This is a genomic window from Allobaculum sp. JKK-2023 (genome assembly GCF_034745455.1).
Classification (GTDB): Bacteria; Bacillota_I; Bacilli_A; order Erysipelotrichales; family Erysipelotrichaceae; genus Allobaculum.
Genome location: NZ_JAYERV010000003.1, coordinates 2,541,889 through 2,558,516 on the forward strand (window position 1 = coordinate 2,541,889; position 16,628 = coordinate 2,558,516).

11 protein-coding genes are annotated in these 16,628 nt (G+C 49.6%); 10 read left to right on the top strand and 1 reads right to left on the bottom strand.

The window, feature by feature from the left end:
* Positions 1-45: 45 nt before the first annotated feature.
* The 3 genes from U4956_RS10285 to U4956_RS10295 are packed head-to-tail and all read left to right on the top strand — an operon-like array spanning position 46 to position 4,974.
* Positions 46-726, top strand: a complete 681-nt coding sequence (locus tag U4956_RS10285; protein ID WP_323090581.1) for a hypothetical protein — start codon at positions 46-48, stop codon at positions 724-726.
* Positions 716-3,178, top strand: coding sequence for a homocysteine S-methyltransferase family protein (locus tag U4956_RS10290; protein ID WP_323090582.1), 2,463 nt, complete (start codon positions 716-718; stop codon positions 3,176-3,178). The genes U4956_RS10285 and U4956_RS10290 overlap by 11 nt, the downstream gene beginning before the upstream one ends.
* Positions 3,175-4,974, top strand: coding sequence for a bifunctional homocysteine S-methyltransferase/methylenetetrahydrofolate reductase (locus tag U4956_RS10295; RefSeq protein ID WP_323090585.1), 1,800 nt, complete (start codon positions 3,175-3,177; stop codon positions 4,972-4,974). Before U4956_RS10290 ends, U4956_RS10295 begins: the two co-directional genes overlap by 4 nt.
* A 383-nt stretch (positions 4,975-5,357) precedes the next feature.
* On the opposite strand, the gene asnA is transcribed toward U4956_RS10295, so the two are convergent.
* Positions 5,358-6,365: an aspartate--ammonia ligase gene (gene asnA / locus U4956_RS10300; protein ID WP_323090587.1), complete on the bottom strand. Its 1,008-nt coding sequence runs from the start codon at positions 6,363-6,365 to the stop codon at positions 5,358-5,360.
* Between the two features lie 361 nt (positions 6,366-6,726).
* Here asnA and U4956_RS10305 point away from each other — a divergent pair, with 361 nt between their 5' ends.
* The 7 genes from U4956_RS10305 to ilvN all read left to right on the top strand — a co-directional run bounded on the left by U4956_RS10305 (position 6,727) and on the right by ilvN (position 16,185).
* On the top strand, positions 6,727-8,325 hold the full coding sequence (locus U4956_RS10305; RefSeq protein WP_323090589.1) for an MATE family efflux transporter: 1,599 nt from the start codon (positions 6,727-6,729) through the stop codon (positions 8,323-8,325).
* A gap of 228 nt (positions 8,326-8,553) precedes the next feature.
* The gene (locus tag U4956_RS10310) at positions 8,554-9,618 is read left to right on the top strand and encodes a branched-chain amino acid aminotransferase (protein WP_323090590.1); all 1,065 of its coding nucleotides are present in this window, start codon (positions 8,554-8,556) and stop codon (positions 9,616-9,618) included.
* Between the two features lie 199 nt (positions 9,619-9,817).
* Positions 9,818-10,441 carry a sugar O-acetyltransferase gene (locus tag U4956_RS10315; protein ID WP_323090591.1) on the top strand — a complete coding sequence of 208 codons (624 nt, stop codon included), beginning with the start codon at positions 9,818-9,820 and terminating at the stop codon, positions 10,439-10,441.
* A gap of 230 nt (positions 10,442-10,671) precedes the next feature.
* The gene (locus U4956_RS10320; protein ID WP_323090592.1) at positions 10,672-10,890 is read left to right on the top strand and encodes a hypothetical protein; all 219 of its coding nucleotides are present in this window, start codon (positions 10,672-10,674) and stop codon (positions 10,888-10,890) included.
* 342 nt (positions 10,891-11,232) lie between these two features.
* Positions 11,233-13,275 (top strand): LTA synthase family protein, encoded by a 2,043-nt coding sequence (locus U4956_RS10325; RefSeq protein ID WP_323090593.1) that lies wholly within the window; start codon positions 11,233-11,235, stop codon positions 13,273-13,275.
* 664 nt (positions 13,276-13,939) lie between these two features.
* On the top strand, positions 13,940-15,622 hold the full coding sequence (gene ilvB / locus U4956_RS10330; protein ID WP_323090594.1) for a biosynthetic-type acetolactate synthase large subunit: 1,683 nt from the start codon (positions 13,940-13,942) through the stop codon (positions 15,620-15,622).
* Positions 15,622-16,185: an acetolactate synthase small subunit gene (gene ilvN / locus U4956_RS10335; protein WP_323090595.1), complete on the top strand. Its 564-nt coding sequence runs from the start codon at positions 15,622-15,624 to the stop codon at positions 16,183-16,185. Before ilvB ends, ilvN begins: the two co-directional genes overlap by 1 nt.
* Positions 16,186-16,628 lie beyond the last annotated feature (443 nt).

Below are 16,628 nucleotides of genomic sequence, written 5' to 3' on the forward strand. Positions count from 1 at the left end.
AGATTTAGATTCGCATCTTAATCTCAACCATTATAATCTGTTGGCATGAAATGGAATGAAAATGATCTTCGTATGGCCCTTCGCTATGCGCATATCAAGGACGAAAAGGCCTCATTGTTTCGAGACTGGCTGATGGCTCTGGAGCCGGTTTTGCAGGAAGTGATCATGCCCAAAGTGACATGGCGGGTGTTTTCCTGTCAGAAAGAGGTGGATGGCATGGCTTTAGAGCCGGGCCATCTGGTCCTGCCCGGAAATCTTGCCAGATCCATGCTGCGTGATTGCCAGCAGGTGATTGTGGCGGCTGCAAGCCTTGGTCATGGATTTGACCGGCAGACCAGTCTTTATGAAGCGTGCAATGAGCCGGCCCGGGCTTTGTTATGGGATGCAGCCGGATCGGTCTGGATCGAAAAAGTAATGGACGAACTTGAAACCGTCCTCAAAGCCCGGCCAGAATTTGAAAACCGATTTTTTACGGATCGATTTTCCTGCGGCTATGGGGATCTGCCGCTTGCTTTGCAAAAAGAAATCGGTGCTTTGCTCAATCTGCCGCTGCGCTGCGGCATTCAGGTGCTTGATTCTTGCATGATGGCCCCAACCAAAAGTATTACGGCTTTCATTGGGGTGGCAGATAAACCGCAGCCTGCCCGCATCCGCGGCTGCGCAGTTTGCAGGATGAACTTGCAATGCACCTATCGCCAGAAAGGAAAAACCTGTCATGAAAGCTGATGTATTCAATCCCGCCAATGGGGTTCTTTTATTGGATGGCGCCATGGGCACCATGATCCAGAAAGCCGATCTGCCGCCCGTGCCGCTGCCGGAGTATTACAACATTGAGCAGCCAGAGGCCATTGTGGCAATTCATCGGGCGTATATCGATGCCGGGGCCAAAGTCATTTATGCTTCTACTTTTGGGGCAAGCCCGCACAAATATGAACAGGAACGCTACACCTATGATCAGGTGATTGAAGCCGGCATTGCCAATGCGAAAAAAGCAGCCCAAGGATCAGATGTAAAAGTGGCCCTGGATTTGGGACCGCTTGGCGTACTGATGGAGCCGATGGGCAAAACAACTTTTGAAGATGCGTATCAGGAATATGCCCAGATGGTCACAGCGGGTGTGGCAGCTGGTGCAGATCTGATTGTCATTGAAACTATGACAGATCTTTATGAAGCCAAAGCTGCGCTGCGCGCGGCCAAAGAAAACAGTGATCTTCCTGTCCTGGTGACCATGACGTTTGAGGCCAGCGGCCGTACCTTTATGGGGACTCCTGTTGAAGCGGCTGCGCTCACTCTGGAAGCCAATGGAGCAGATGCCATTGGGATCAATTGTTCCCTGGGTCCAGACCAGCTGCTGCCCTTGCTGGAACGCCTTTGCAAAGTGACGGCTCTTCCTGTGGCAGCCAAGCCAAACGCCGGCCTGCCTGATCCGTTTACTGGTCATTACCATCTGCCCGATGATGAATTTGCCAGGACGGCGGTGAAATTTATGGAGGCAGGTGTCTCCATTCTGGGCGGGTGCTGCGGAACAACGCCTGCAACCATTCAAGCCCTTGATCAGCTCATTGCCAGACGCCAGGAGCAAAGCTGCAGGGCAGAACGCACGAAACAGGAAGGCATCTGTTCTGCTCTTCGCGTTCTGGATCTGGATGGAATTCGGGTGGTTGGCGAGCGGATCAATCCAACAGGCAAGAAGCGTCTGCAGCAGGCTCTGCTGGAAGGGGATCTGGATCTTTGCGCCCGACTGGCGATTGAACAGAAAGAAGCTGGAGCCGATCTGCTCGATGTGAATGTCGGCATGCCAGGCGTAGATGAAGTCAGCCTGCTTCCGGCTGTTGTCCGCAAAATCCAGAGTGTATGTGACTTGCCGCTTTTGCTGGATTCAAGCAATCCCAAAGCCCTGGAAGCTGCCCTGCGCGTGGTCAATGGCAAGGCGGCGATCAATTCGGTCAATGGCAAACAGGAAAGCCTGGATGCGATTTTGCCGCTGGCTGCCCGTTATCATGCACCCCTCGTCGCCCTTTGCCTGGATGAAAACGGCCTGCCTGATACGGCACAAAAACGAATTGCGATCGCAAAAAGAATTGCCGATGAAGCGGCGAAGTACGGAATTGATCGCAGTCTGTTGTGGTTTGACTGTCTGTCGCTGACCATCTCAGCCCAACAGGACCAGGCCAGAGAAACCCTGAAAGCCATCACCTGGCTCAAAGACAACTGGAAGGCCAGAACCATTCTGGGCGTTTCCAATATTTCCTTTGGCCTGCCGGCAAGACCGATGATGAACCAGACTTTTTTAACTGCTGCCATGCAGGCCGGACTGAATTTTGCCATTATCAACCCTTCGCTGACGGGCCTGATGGATGCGGTGGCCTGCTTTAAAGCGATCAGCGGGGAAGATGAAGGCCTGCGTGACTATGTGGCCCGCTTTGCAAACCGCCCCGACCTTAAGCTAATCCCGACGGCTTCTATGCCCCAGCCTGTGGCAGAAGAAAATTCCTCTTTCGATCATCCGCTGCAAGCAGCGATTTATAAAGGTCTGAGTGCCCAGGCTGCCAAAGAAGCCAGAGCACTGCTGGCCAGTGGCCAGGGGGAGCTGGAACTGACAGAAACCCACCTGATTCCGGCTCTTGACTGGGTAGGCAAGGACTATGAACAGGGAAAACTCTACCTGCCTTCTCTTTTGCAGGCGGCCAGTGCTGCTCAGGCGGTCTTTGAGGTCCTGAAAGAATCGATGGCTGCCAAAGGAGAAAAGCAGACCACCAAAGGCACGATCGTTCTGGCCACTGTGCAGGGCGACATTCACGATATCGGTAAGAACATCGTCAAAACCCTGCTGGAAAACTATGGCTATAGTGTGATTGACCTGGGCAAGGACGTTGCACCGGAAACGGTTGTGGAAGCGGTCGTAAAATATCAGGCTCCCCTTGTTGGCCTTTCGGCTTTAATGACGACCACCCTGCCTGCCATGGAAAAAACAATTGAACAGCTTCACCAGCTGGCCAATCCACCCAAAATTATGGTTGGCGGGGCAGTGGTCACGCCCGAGGCTGCGATCGCAATGGGAGCAGATTATTATTGCAAGGATGCCAGAGAAGATATCGCGGTGGCAGACGAAGTGTTTGGCACGCTTGCCTCTGAATCGGCATCCAGAACGGATCAGCCTCAGGAGGAGCAGCGATGATTTCATTTCCTTTGATTTTTGATGGAGCGTATGGAACCCTTTATGCTCAATTCACTGGCCGACCGTCCACTCTGGTCGACCAGGCATCGATCGATGAGGCCGACCAGGTCATTGCGATGCATGAAGCCTATCTGCAAGCTGGGGCAATGGCCTTAAAAACCAATACCTTTGGCTTGCCCCAGCTTGGTTTGGCCCATCAAGACCGGGCGCAGGCCCTGATTCAGGCGGCAATCGCGTGTGCACGAGCGGCGAGCGAAAAGCAGATCGAAAAAGGAAAGAAAAAACCTTTAATTTTTGCAGATCTGGGTCCGGTTTTGCCGCAGGCAGATCCATTGACTGTCTATTTGCCGCTGGTCGAGACTTTTTTACAGGCTGGCGTGGATGGATTTCTGTTTGAAACCCTGCCGGATATTGACGGTATGGCCGAAATTGCTGCCTTCATCAAAGAACAGTGCCCGAATGCGTTCGTGATGGTCAGCCTGGCGGTCGGCACCGATGGACTCAGCCGCAGCGGCCTTTCCGGGCGAGTGCTGCTTCAAGAGCTGGACCAGATCGAAGCAGTAGATGCCATGGGGTATAACTGTCTGTGTGGTCCGGCGCATATGCACCGCCAGCTCCAGGATTTACCCGCTTTTTCAAAGCCTCTTTCGTTTATGCCCAATGCCGGCTATCCCAGTGTGACCAACCGGCGGACTGTGTATGAAGGAACGCCGGAGTACTTTGCCAGCCAGATGGCGGGCATGGTTCTGGAAGGAGCATCCATTGTAGGCGGATGCTGTGGAACGAGTCCAGATCACATTGCCATGCTGGTCCAGAGTCTGGAACCTGAGCTGGCAGAGTCTGCCAACAAAACGGGTCTTAAAACTCTTCTGACTCTGGATGAAAACGAAAATAAACCGGACAAGGCAGTTTCTGTTCGCCAGCCTGATTTGCTGGACCGGCGGCGCATGGCCGGCCAGAAAGCCATTCTGGTGGAACTGGATCCGCCGGAAAGTGACCATGTCTCCGGATTTTTAGAAGATGCCTCTCGGATTCACCAGGCGGGAGCAGATCTGTTAACCATTGCAGATAACCCGATTGGGCGGCCCCGCGCAGATTCTTCAATCCTGGCCTGCAAAGTCCATCGAGAGCTGGGAATGGATGTCCTGCCGCATCTGACCTGCCGCGATCGAAACTTGAATGCGATTAAAGCTTTACTGCTGGGACTTTCTATGGAAGACGTTCACCAGGTCCTGCTGGTCACTGGCGATCCGCTGCCGCTGGAAAGCCGGGATGAAGTGCGATCGGTCTTTTCGTTTAATTCCCGCACCCTGGCCGCCTTTGTCAGAACGCTCTGCCAGCAGGGGGTCTGCAGACCATTCCATACGCTTGGGGCTTTGGATGTGAACGCCCGCAATTTTGAGGTGCAGCTGCGGCTGGCCAAAGAAAAAGAAGCCAACGGCATCGAAGGCTTTCTTACCCAGCCGGTCTTTTCACCCCGCGCCCTGAAAAATCTGCGCCAGGCCAGAGAAGAGCTTGGTGGCGCCATTTATGGCGGAATCATGCCCATTGTCAGCTATCGCAATGCCTGCTTTTTAAAAAACGAGATCACCGGCATGGATATTCCGGATGAACTGGCTGAAAGCTTCCAGAATAAAACAAGAGAAGAATGTGAAGAAATTTCCAAAGCCTTCTGTTTTGAAAAGATGGAAGAAATGAAGGATCTGGTCGATGGGTTTTATCTGATGACGCCTTTCCGGCGGATCGGTCTGATCTGTGATCTGATCCAGCAGGCCAGAAGACTGGAATCGGTGTGATGAACGAGTCAATGATCCCACCCAAACTGCACAGCAATTTGGAAGGCTCCCTTACCTGAATCATGAAAATCAAAAGCCACAGAAACCGGGTGCTCTCTTTTCTAGAACATGACTGGAGAAGAAGACCGGTTTCTGTGGCTTTTTGGATTGCGTTCATCTTGGATTGCGTTGATCTTGGATCGGATTCATTTTGGAGGAACACAATTGGGACCAGGTTCATGTTGAATCCGATCTTTTGATGGCTCTCTTGAGCAAGGCAAAAGAAAACTGCAGTCTGAATCCTGGACAGGACAAGGCTGCAGTGGGATGGATGGTTCAAATACAGAACAGGCAGCGATTGAAGATTCAAAGCCGAGTCAGTACAAGTTAGATGGATCGATCAATTACAGAAGCTGAATGCCAGCTTCCTGGCAGGCTTTTCGCATGTCTTCTGGCCACAGGGAAGCCTGGACCTCACCAATGTGGGCTTTCTGGAGCAGGAGCATGCAAAGCCGGGACTGACCGATACCGCCGCCAATGGTGTAGGGCAGCTGGCCGTTCATGATTTTCTTGTGGAAAGGCAGTTCGAGCCGGTCAAGAGCATTTTCTTTTTTCAGCTGGGCAAGCATGGCAGTTTCGTCCACGCGGATTCCCATGGAAGAGACTTCAAAAGCAGACTGCAACGGTTCATACCAGAACAGGATATCGCCATTTAAAGCCCAGTCATCATAGTCCGGCGCACGGCCATCATGCTTGTTGCCATCGGGCAGCAAATCCCCGATCTGCATCAGGAACACAGCACCGTATTCTTTACAGATCGCATTTTCTCTTTCTTTTGGACTCAGATCTGGATAGCGCTCATACAGTTCATACGTCGTAATAAAGTGAATATCATCCGGCAGGTGGTTTACAGCATGCGGGTAACGATACCAGACTTCATGTTCCATATGCTTGATGACCTGATAAATGGTCCGGACTTCGCTTTTCAGGGTTTTAAAAGTACGGTCTTCTTTGTTGATGACCTTTTCCCAGTCCCATTGGTCAACGTAGGAAGAATGCAGGTTGTCGAGTTCTTCATCCTTGCGGATAGCGTTCATGTTGGTGTACAGGCCTTCACCTGGCTTGAAACCATATTCGCCTAAGGCGTTGCGTTTCCATTTGGCCAGCGAATGAACGACTTCAATGTCTTCACCAGGCAATGCGGCCATGGTAAAGGAAACCGGTTTTTCAACACCGTTCAGGTTATCGTTGAGGCCAGAAGAACGGGTGACATAAAGGGGTGCTGAAATTCGTTCCAGATGCATTTTTTTGCCAAACTCATGCTGGAAGGTGTCACGGATATATTTGATGGCTTCCTGCGTTTCGCGCACGCTCAAAACGGGATCATAGTTTTCGGGAATATACAGATTCATAAAATTTCCTTTCTTGAAAATGAAACCAAAATGAAAGACTGAAAAAGTATAGCACAATGGATTTTCACCGAAAGGGAAAGCCCTGGCCAAATTGGTCTTCCCTTTGCAGGAAAGATTTGTTTTGTCTTCTTTTTGGCTGAATCGGACATAGGAATCTCATCTCAATTCGAACAGAAAGTCTCTTTTCCAAACTGAAGAAGAGTGGCTCTTCAACACAGGGAAGTCCATGGATGTTCATTTCAGGCGCGTTTTGAGAAACTGAAAAGGCGACATGCTCGGTTGCGATGACCAAAAAGAGGATTACAATCGAGATGCGAAGTCTGAAACAAATGATTCGGATTGCAGGAAAGAAGGGAAGCGGATGAAAATCCATTTTCATGATTCAAACACGCTGCTGATGACAGAAGGACCGATTGGACGGCAGATGATTACCTTTGCGATTCCAATTTTTCTGGGCCAGCTGTTTCAGCAGCTGTATAACACAGTCGATACGATTATTGTTGGCAACCTGTTAGGCGACCATGCTCTTTCGGCTGTTGCCAGCAGCGGCAATCTGATCATGCTTCTGGTCGGATTTTTTAATGGCATGTCGATGGGCGCATCGGTTGTCATCTCGCAGGCCTTTGGCGCCGGTAAGCAAAAAGAGCTGACGCGAACCATTCACACCAGTATTGCGCTGGGTCTGGTTCTGTCAGTGATGCTGGCACTGCTTGGCCGATGGCTTTCCCCGATTATTCTGGTCTGGATGCAGACCCCGCCGGAAGTTCTGCCGCTTTCCAATTCTTACTTTGAAGTCTACTTTACCGGGATTATCGGCCTGGTTCTTTACAATATCTTTTCGGCCATTTTAAGAGCCGTCGGCGACTCGAAGCATCCGCTGTACTTTCTGATGATTTCTTCGGGGCTGAATGTCGTGTTGGACCTGGTCTTTATTGCGGTGTTTCACTGGGGTGTAGCCGGGGCTGCCATTGCCACGGTGATTTCCCAGGCGATTTCGGCCATCCTGGCTTTACGCACCTTGCAAAAAGCCGATGGCCCGCATCGTGTCGACCTGACCAGACTGCGCATTCACTGGCCGCAGTTCAAACAGATCGTCCGCTATGGCATTCCAGCGGGCGTGCAGAATTCGATTATTTCGCTGGCCAATGTTGTGGTCCAGTCCAATATCAACAGTTTTGGCTCGCTGGCCATGGCGGGGTGCGGGGCGTATTCGAAAGTCGAAGGGTTTGTTTTTTTGCCGATTATGTCCTTTGGCATGGCCATTTCAACGTTTGTCGGCCAGAACCTTGGCGCTGGTGACACCGTCCGGGCAAAATCAGGGGCTGACTTTGGGGTGCGCTGTTCGTGTGCGATGGCTGAAATCGTGGGGGTTCTTTTCTTTCTGTTTGCACCATCCATGATCTGGCTGTTTGACCAGAACCCAGAGGTCATTGCCTTTGGTGCCCTGCGGGCGCAGACCAATGCGCTGTTTTACTTCCTGCTGGCGTATTCCCATGCAATTTCGGCTGTCTGCCGGGGCGCAGGCAACCCTGCTGTGCCAATGAATGTGATGCTTGTATGCTGGTGCCTGATCCGGGTCGGTTTTCTGTGGATCACAGCGCCTTTCCATAACATTGCCTTTGTCAACTGGGTTTATCCATTGACTTGGGCGCTGTCGTCGGTGTTCTTCTTCTGGTATTCACATCGCAGGAATTTTTTGACCTCTTCGATTCTGGCGGCTGCTCAAGACGAATCAGCCAAAGAAACAGAGAGCAAGACTGTTTCTTCCCATCCGGCTTCTTTACCAGCTCTGGCTGTGCAAGCCAAAGATGCCCTCAATGAAGAAAACGAAGAATCGATATCTGTTCTGGATTCGATTTCCAGACAGGAAGAGTCTTCCAGATCTGTTTTTGGCGGGACAGGATGTTGCTGCGTGGATGGCGGGCGGAATCTACGGCCAAAACCGCTTGATGAAAACTGAAATTGATTTTTGAATGAAATGTCCAAGAGAGCAAGATCAAAAGCGAGATCAAGAGTGAGCAACTGACTGTAGGGAATGTAAGACTGTTTTCGTCTTTCAGAAAACAGTCTTTTTTCTTTCAAAAAATCTGGAATTTAGAATGGAAACCGGGTCGAAAATTGAACGGTCTGGCAGACAGGTGTATTTTTAAGAAAATTTCATCTACAGATGAGAAAGGATTTTAAGATTATGGATTTTCAGTTTGAACCAAGAAAAGACTTAAAAGAAAAACCACAGGGCCCGCTTGGCTTTGGCAAATACTACACCGACTATATGTTTGTCGCTGACTATGATGCAGATCAGGGCGGCTGGCATGATGCCCGCATCGTCCCGTTTGGTCCAATTGAAATGGACCCCGCCAGCATGGTTCTCCACTATGCACAGGAAACATTCGAAGGTCTGAAAGCTTACCGCACAAAAGATGGAACCATCCAGCTGTTCCGTCCAGAAAAGAACGCGCAGCGTTTTGCCAACTCCAACGATCGTCTTTCGATGCCCAAAGTACCAGTAGACATGTTCGTGGAGGCGATCAAGGAACTGGTAAAAGTCGAAAAAGACTGGGTGCCAGACAATGAAGGGGAATCTCTCTACATCCGTCCATTCATGTTCGCAACCGAAAAAGCAGTTGGTGTTCACCCTGCGACTTCCTACAAATTTATGATCATCCTCTCCCCAGTTGGCGCTTACTATCCAGAGGGCATGGCGCCAGTAAAAATCTGGGTTGAAGATGACTATGTCAGAGCCGCTCCGGGTGGAACCGGCTTCACCAAATGCGGCGGTAACTATGCCGGCTCTTTAAAAGCCCAGGAAAAAGCGGAAGAACAGGGCTATACCCAGGTTCTGTGGCTGGATGGCGTCCACAAAAAATACGTCGAAGAAGTGGGAAGCATGAACGTTATGTTCCTGATCGATGGCGAAATCTGGACGGCACCAACGGAAGGCACCGTATTACCGGGGGTAACCCGTGATTCGATTCTCCACCTGGTTCGTGACTGGGGCTATCCAGTTCATGAAGAACATCTGGCTATTGATGACCTGATGGCCGCTGCCAGAGATGGCCGTTTGCAGGAAGCCTGGGGAACCGGCACAGCTGCTGTTATTTCTCCAATCGGAGAACTTTGCTACAAAGGTGAAAAAGCTACCATCAATCATTTCCAGACTGGTGATCTGACCCAGAAACTGTACGATACCCTGACGGGCATTCAATGGGGCAGCCTTGAAGATCCATATCAGTGGACCTGCACAGTTGACTAACCTTTAAAAATTGAAATTGTTTACAATAGAAGGATGAAAAGGTACATCCTTCTATTTTTATATCCGGCTATTTTTATATCCGGTTTTGGATCCGGCAGGATGGAAACAGCCAGAATGATTGTGAACATCTGCGGATCAGGCCCTTAAAAAATGAAAATGAAGGACTGGATGAAAGTGAAGGACTGGAAAGGAAAAAGAAATGACTGAACGAGAACGCCGCCGTAATGGCCTTTTATATGATTGTTATCGGGTAAAAGACGATTCCTACATGAAAGCCCGCAAATTGCTGCTGGAAGTGAATGCCTGCAGGACCTCTGAGGATGCCAGAGCCTATTTGCAGCAGATGCTTGGCCAATATCCGGACAGTGCCGCCATTGTCCCGCCCTTTTACTGTGATTTAGGGCCGCATATTGAACTGGGGGAAAACACCTTTTTGAACATGGACTGCATGATTCTCGATGAGGCAAGAGTGATCTTTAAGGATCGTTGCGCCATTGGTCCAAGATGCTGCTTTTATACTGCTATTCATCCCATGGATGCCAAGGTACGGGCAACAGGTCTTGAAATCTGCAAACCGATTGTCATTGAAGAAGATGTCTGGATGGGCGGCAGCTGCGTAGTCAATGGCGGCGTGACGATTCATGCCGGATCGGTGATTGGCTCCGGTTCGGTGGTTACCCATGACATCCCGCCTCATGTTTTTGCGGCGGGCAATCCATGTCGAGTCATCCGCGAAATCGGTGAAGAGGAGCAAAAATACTGGCAGGATCAGTACGAGGAGTACCAGAATTTTCTTGCAAACGATCAGAAAAACAATCAATAACGGTCGCTGAAAAATCATCTAGAGATTATAAATTGTACGAAAACTGTATGTGAAAAGAACCTGGATGGATCAGATGGGCAATTGATATGCCTGAAATATGGTAAAGTATGAGCAGCATGAAGAAAAGAAAACGCTTGAAAGAAGGATTCGAATCAGAAGGAACTGCGATCTCTATCCCAAATTGATTTGGAAAATTCTTTAGAGTAAACTTCTGCTAGAGGGTAAAGTCAATGAATCCAATTGTAAAAGAACTGACCGATATCAAGGGAAAGAAGCACATCGTCACATCCATTGAATACGACACACCAACGGAAGCCAGCCAGGACGTAGTTTTTGATACTGTCCGCGATATTCTGGCCAATGATCTCGAAGCTTTTTCCAAGATCACTTTTGATGTGGAGCCAGATGGTTCAAAAGTAAAAGTGGAAGTCAGCGAAAGCCGATCCTGAGAAAAAATCCGCGTCCAATTGTGGGCGCTTTTTTCATATCCGTCTATTTCCAGTGCTTTGCTGTCCGGCGCCTGTGACAGGGAAAATTCCCTTTAAGAAGCGGGCAGCGTCCTTGCAGGAAATCGACCATATGTCAACTCATTATCGAAAGATTGCGGCTGCAGTTTATTTTCTGATGGTAATTCCCCAAAAAACCTTGTATCTTAGCCAAGGAATGCTTAACATTGCCATGCGGAGAACCAACCTCTCCGATAAAGCCTGGCAGGCCCTGCCTGATCCAGTGCTCTTTTTTTGATCGCATTCAGTCCTGACTCCCTGGAATGACTTAGAAAGGAATAGACTATGTGGATTTTTATTGGAACTTTGATCTACCTGCTGTTCTGGCTGACCTGCATTGTAGCCTACACCGTTCATTATCTGACGGATACAATTCAGCTCACCAGCTTTTCACAGGTAATTTATACCCTGAGCGCCGGTACTGAAGGGGCTGAGGGAACTGTCGGGGAAGCCATTGGCGGCTTCTTTCATAACTATTGGCTGCTGCTGATTGTAGGAACGCTGATTTTTGCTTACTACATTTACTTCTGCCTGCAGCACAATAAAGCAAAAAAAGAAGGTCGGACTTTCTTTAATGGCAAACGTGCCGGCTATGTCTTCAACTGCTCCGTTCTTGGTGCAGCATTGGTCATCGGTGGTTTGTTCAGCTCCCAGCTCTATCAGGGGTGGGAAGTATTGGGCATTGGCGAATACCTCGACAATGCCGGTCGTGAATCGACTTTATATGAGGATCAGTTCGTTGAACCAACGGACGTGAAAATTACGTTCCCGGCTCAGAAGAAAAACTTGATTCATATCGTGGTGGAATCGATGGAATCTTCCTACACCAGCCTGGAACATGGCGGCGGCTTTCAGGACGATCTGATTCCTAACCTGTACAATCTGGCAAAGGCCGACAATGCAACTGACTTCTCTGTAAAAGGCACAACGGAATTAAATGGTGCGAATGTCACCAATAACTCTGGCTGGACCGTAGCAGGTCTGGTTGCCATGTCTGCCGGTGTGCCGCTCAATGTCGGCAACGGTCAGTTCAACCATAATTTCTCAGCGTCTGACAAGTTCATGCCGCATCTGACCACGATGGGCCAGATTCTCAAAGAAAACGGCTATAACAACTACTTCATGTGCGGTTCTGATGGAGCTTTCGCTGGCCGAAGCAACTATTATGAGCAGCATGGCGAATATGATATTTTAGACTACGCCCGCGCCGTGCATGATCAGGCGATCCCGGCCGGTTATCGCGTATGGTGGGGATTTGAAGATAAGAAATTGTACAGGTGGGCTGAAAGCAAGCTGACGGAGCTGGCAGGCCAGGACGCACCGTTCAACCTGACCATCATGACGGCCGATACACACTTCGCAGATGGGTACAAATGTGAAGAATGTAAAGACGAACACGAAACCCAATACGAAAACGTGATTTCCTGTACGGACCGCCAGCTGACTGGATTTGTCAACTGGATCCAGCAGCAGGACTTTTATAAAAATACAACCGTAGTGATCACTGGTGACCACCTTTCCATGGATGCCTCTGTTGGCAAAACCACTGGTTCTGGGTATCAGCGCCAGGCTTATTCTGTGATCCTCAACGGCCCGGAGTACACGCTTGATAAAACCCGTGATTACTGCACGCTGGATATGTTTCCAACCATCATGGAAGCGATGGGGATTGAGATTGAAGGCCATCGTTTAGGTCTTGGTGTCAGCCTGTACTCCAATCAGCCAACGCTGATTGAACAGATGGGCCTGGCTGCTTTAAATGCGGAAATCTCTGCAGATTCCAAGTACTATACGGATGTCATTCTTTCTGGTGACGACACCAAACGGCCATTGAAGACCGAAGAGGCAAAGGATACCAACGAAGAAGAAAATAAGGATGACAACCAGAACAGCGAAGCGCCATCCGATCAGCCGCAGGAACAGATCCCGCAGTTCGAACCCGCAACGGGCGGCCAGACAGCTGTTTATCCAACGACACCTGTTGTACAGCCGGATACAAACACCAATACAAATACGTATACCCCGGTATATACACCGACACCAGATTACAACTACACCCCGGTGGATCCAGCCCCAATAACGCCAGTGATACCGGTCGAGCCTGTTACGCCAGTCCAGCCAGTGGATCCGTCCCCGGCTCCTGATGTTCCGGTTGATCCAATTATCCCGGTTGAGCCAACCCCAGAACCAACTCCAGAACCAACTCCGGATCCCACGCCAGTTCCCGATGTTCCAGCAGAGCCGACAACGCCTGTTGAACCATCAGAACCAGTCGTTACCCCCGAACCAGCGCCAACACCCATTGGCTCCCCTGAGGCAAACGAATAATCTGTGCGCTTGTTTTGGACGGATCGAGTTTTAGAAGAGACAATCAAGATTCAATTTGCAGACTGCATCCTTGTGTGGTCTGCTTTTTTTTCGGTCCAATCGGCATCGGTGCCTTCGATCCGTCAACGGTTTTAAACTGGCCAGACCAGACCAAATAAAAGAGACATCATCATGAGATTAAGCAGTTCATATTTGATCCAAGGGCAGTCATTTGTGGAGCTGGATACAGATCCCTTCCAGATCCTTTTCTGTCGCGCAAAGAAAGTAAGGCGGTGCCCTTTGGATCGGGAAATAAAACGGATTTTTGAATTGTAATGCGAAGAGGTACATTTCCAGACTCTTTTGTTGCAAGATGCAAGCCAGATGTCAATGCTTCTTTGATTTCGGGTTTTTGTGTGATTACAATGGAAGAACGCCCGGAAAAACACCGTAAATCGGTGGTCGATCAGTCAATCTGTGCTCAAATTCAGATTGCTGATCTTTTTTCCATCTTCTTTTTTTCTTCGACTTTCTACCCACTGGACGTTTTTAGAAGCTGATGTAAAGGAATGAAAGAAAATGGAAAAAACATGCAAAAAACATAACCGTTTTCAGGGGGCTGTTGAAGGCAAAAACCGTAAGTGTTATAACGGTCGTAACACAATTTGTGAAAAGGAAGGTAATTATGAAAAAAAGCGGTGCTGAAATCATCGTTGAGACCCTGCTCGAACAGGGTGTCGACACTGTCTTTGGCTATCCTGGCGGACAGGTCATTGATCTCTATGACGCCCTTTATGAATATTCGGACCGGCTGAATCACGTGCTGACCAGCCACGAGCAGCACGCCTGTCATGCCGCTGACGGATATTTCCGGGCGACAGGAAAGACTGGAGTCGTCATTGCGACCTCAGGTCCTGGAGCAACAAACCTGGTCACCGGTATTGCGACCGCTTATCTGGACTCTGTTCCGCTGGTCGCTATCACCGGCAACGTTTCAACGTCTTTAATTGGACGGGATTCGTTTCAGGAAGTCGATATTACCGGCGTCACCTTACCGGTAACGAAACACAACTTCTTCGTTCATTCCGTTGAAGATCTCGCCATCACCCTGCATAAAGCGTTTGAAATTGCCAAATCCGGCCGTCCAGGTCCAGTCCTGGTCGATGTGCCAAAAGACGTGCAGCAGGCGGTGACTGAATATAAGCCTTTAGGCCGGGCGCGCAAGATCCCGGAAAAAACCGTGAATGGTTTTCAGATGAAAGAAGCGGCCCGCATGATTAATGCGGCAAGCCGTCCTTTTATCTACATTGGCGGCGGTTCTTTAGGCGCAGATGTCTCCCAGCAGGTGATGGAACTTGCCGAGAAAATTGATGCCCCGATCGGCAGTACATTAATGGGTCTTTCAGCGATTCCAACTGATTATCCAAGGTTTTTAGGCATGCAGGGCATGCATGGCCACTACGCAAGCTCCATGGCTCAGAACGAATGCGACCTGATCATTTCGATCGGCTGCCGTTTTTCGGATCGGGCAACAGGGAATGTTAAAAAATATGCCAAACAGGCCAAGATCATTCAGTTCGATATCGATGCGGCTGAGCTGAACAAGAACATCTCTGTTCACTTAGGCCTGGCCGGGGATATTCATGATGCAGTCTGCCGTCTGATCAGTGAAGTGGAACAGACAGAACATCCGCAATGGCATGCCCGCATTGCTCAGCTCAAACTGGAAGAACAGTTCCAGCAGGATCAGCTTCTTGATCCCCGCAAACTCACTCCGCAGGCACTGATTAACGAAATCACCAAATATACCGACGCTTCGACACCGATTGCGACGGATGTCGGCCAGCACCAGATGTGGGTAGCCCAGTACTATCCATTCCAGAAGCCAAGAACCTTTATTTCTTCTGGCGGTCTTGGAACGATGGGGTTTGGCCTTGGCGCTGCGATTGGAGCCGCCTTTGGTTCGAAAAAGCGCACGATTCTCTTTACTGGAGATGGCAGCTTTGGCATGAACCTGGGCGAACTGGCTACGCTGTATAAAACCCAGGTTCCGGTTGTGATCGTTGTTTTCAATAACGGCACGCTGGGCATGGTTCGTCAGTGGCAGACCCTGTTCTATAACCAGCACTATTCCAATACCGATCTGTCTGACAGAAAGTCAGATTTTGTCAAAATTGCCAATGCTTTTGGCATTCCGGGCTTCCATGTGGATACCCTGGAAGAGCTGCCGGAAACGGTCGCCAAAGCGATGGCCAAATCCGGACCAGTGCTGATTGATGTCAAGATTGATCCAGATGAATTTGTTCTGCCCATGCTGCCGCCTGGTGGAAGTATGGATGACATCATCACGATGCGGGAGGAAATCTGATGGAACGATTTGAAATTGCCTGTCTGGTAGACAACTCGGCCGGTGTTCTGACCCGTGTCACCAGCATGTTTACGCGCCGGGATTTCAACATCAACTCATTAACCGTTGGTGCTACCGAAGATCCTCGCTATTCACGCATTACGATTTCGGTAAACGGAGATGAAAAGATTCGTTCACAATGTGTCAAGCAGCTGCGCAAACTCTACAACGTCAAACACGTCAAGGAAATGGTGGTCAACGACCGCGTCTCTCGTGAACTGGCGCTGATTAAACTGAAAAATACCCCGGAAACCCGCCAGGATATCGTTTCGGCGGTGGATATTTTCCGAAGCAAGATTATTGATTATTCACCCAATACGCTTTGCGTTGAAATCACGGGTGAGTCCAGCAAGATTGATGCGTTTTTAACCGTTGTGGCTCCCTATGGCATTCTGGAAATGAGCCGCACGGGGGTTGTCGCCTTGCAGCGCGGCTGCCATTACTTAACCGATGCGGAGCAGGATGATTTTGCCCTGATGGAACTGAACCGGGCAGCCCGCATTGATCAGCTGGAAGGCAATTAATTGCTGGTTTTTACGGAATCTGAAAAGTCATTTGAAAGGCAACTTGAAAGATCATTTAAATTTGACTTCGCGTTTTGCGAAAGACAGCCAGAAAAACGCTGAACGGATCTGGAGTTGATCCAGGCTCAGTTCAGTCAGTCTGGTAGCAGGATGGGGGAAATGGCAATCTCTGTAAACCGCTTTCAAGAAATGAGAGGACAAAACAAATGAAAACAATTTTCAATGAAAATGAAAAAGCTTGAAATAAAATTCTTGATCTTTTGTTGAAACTGCGTCAAAATTCGCAGACAACAGCCCAAAAAAATTCGAAAAACTCAGAAACGACTTTGACAAAGCCAAAAGCGGGCCGCAAAAAGATGCGCCCTCTTCCCAGATCTGGACAGAAGCCCTGCTCCAGGCAAGACAAGGATCTTCCAGCCAGTCTTGAAAACGAAATGTCAAAG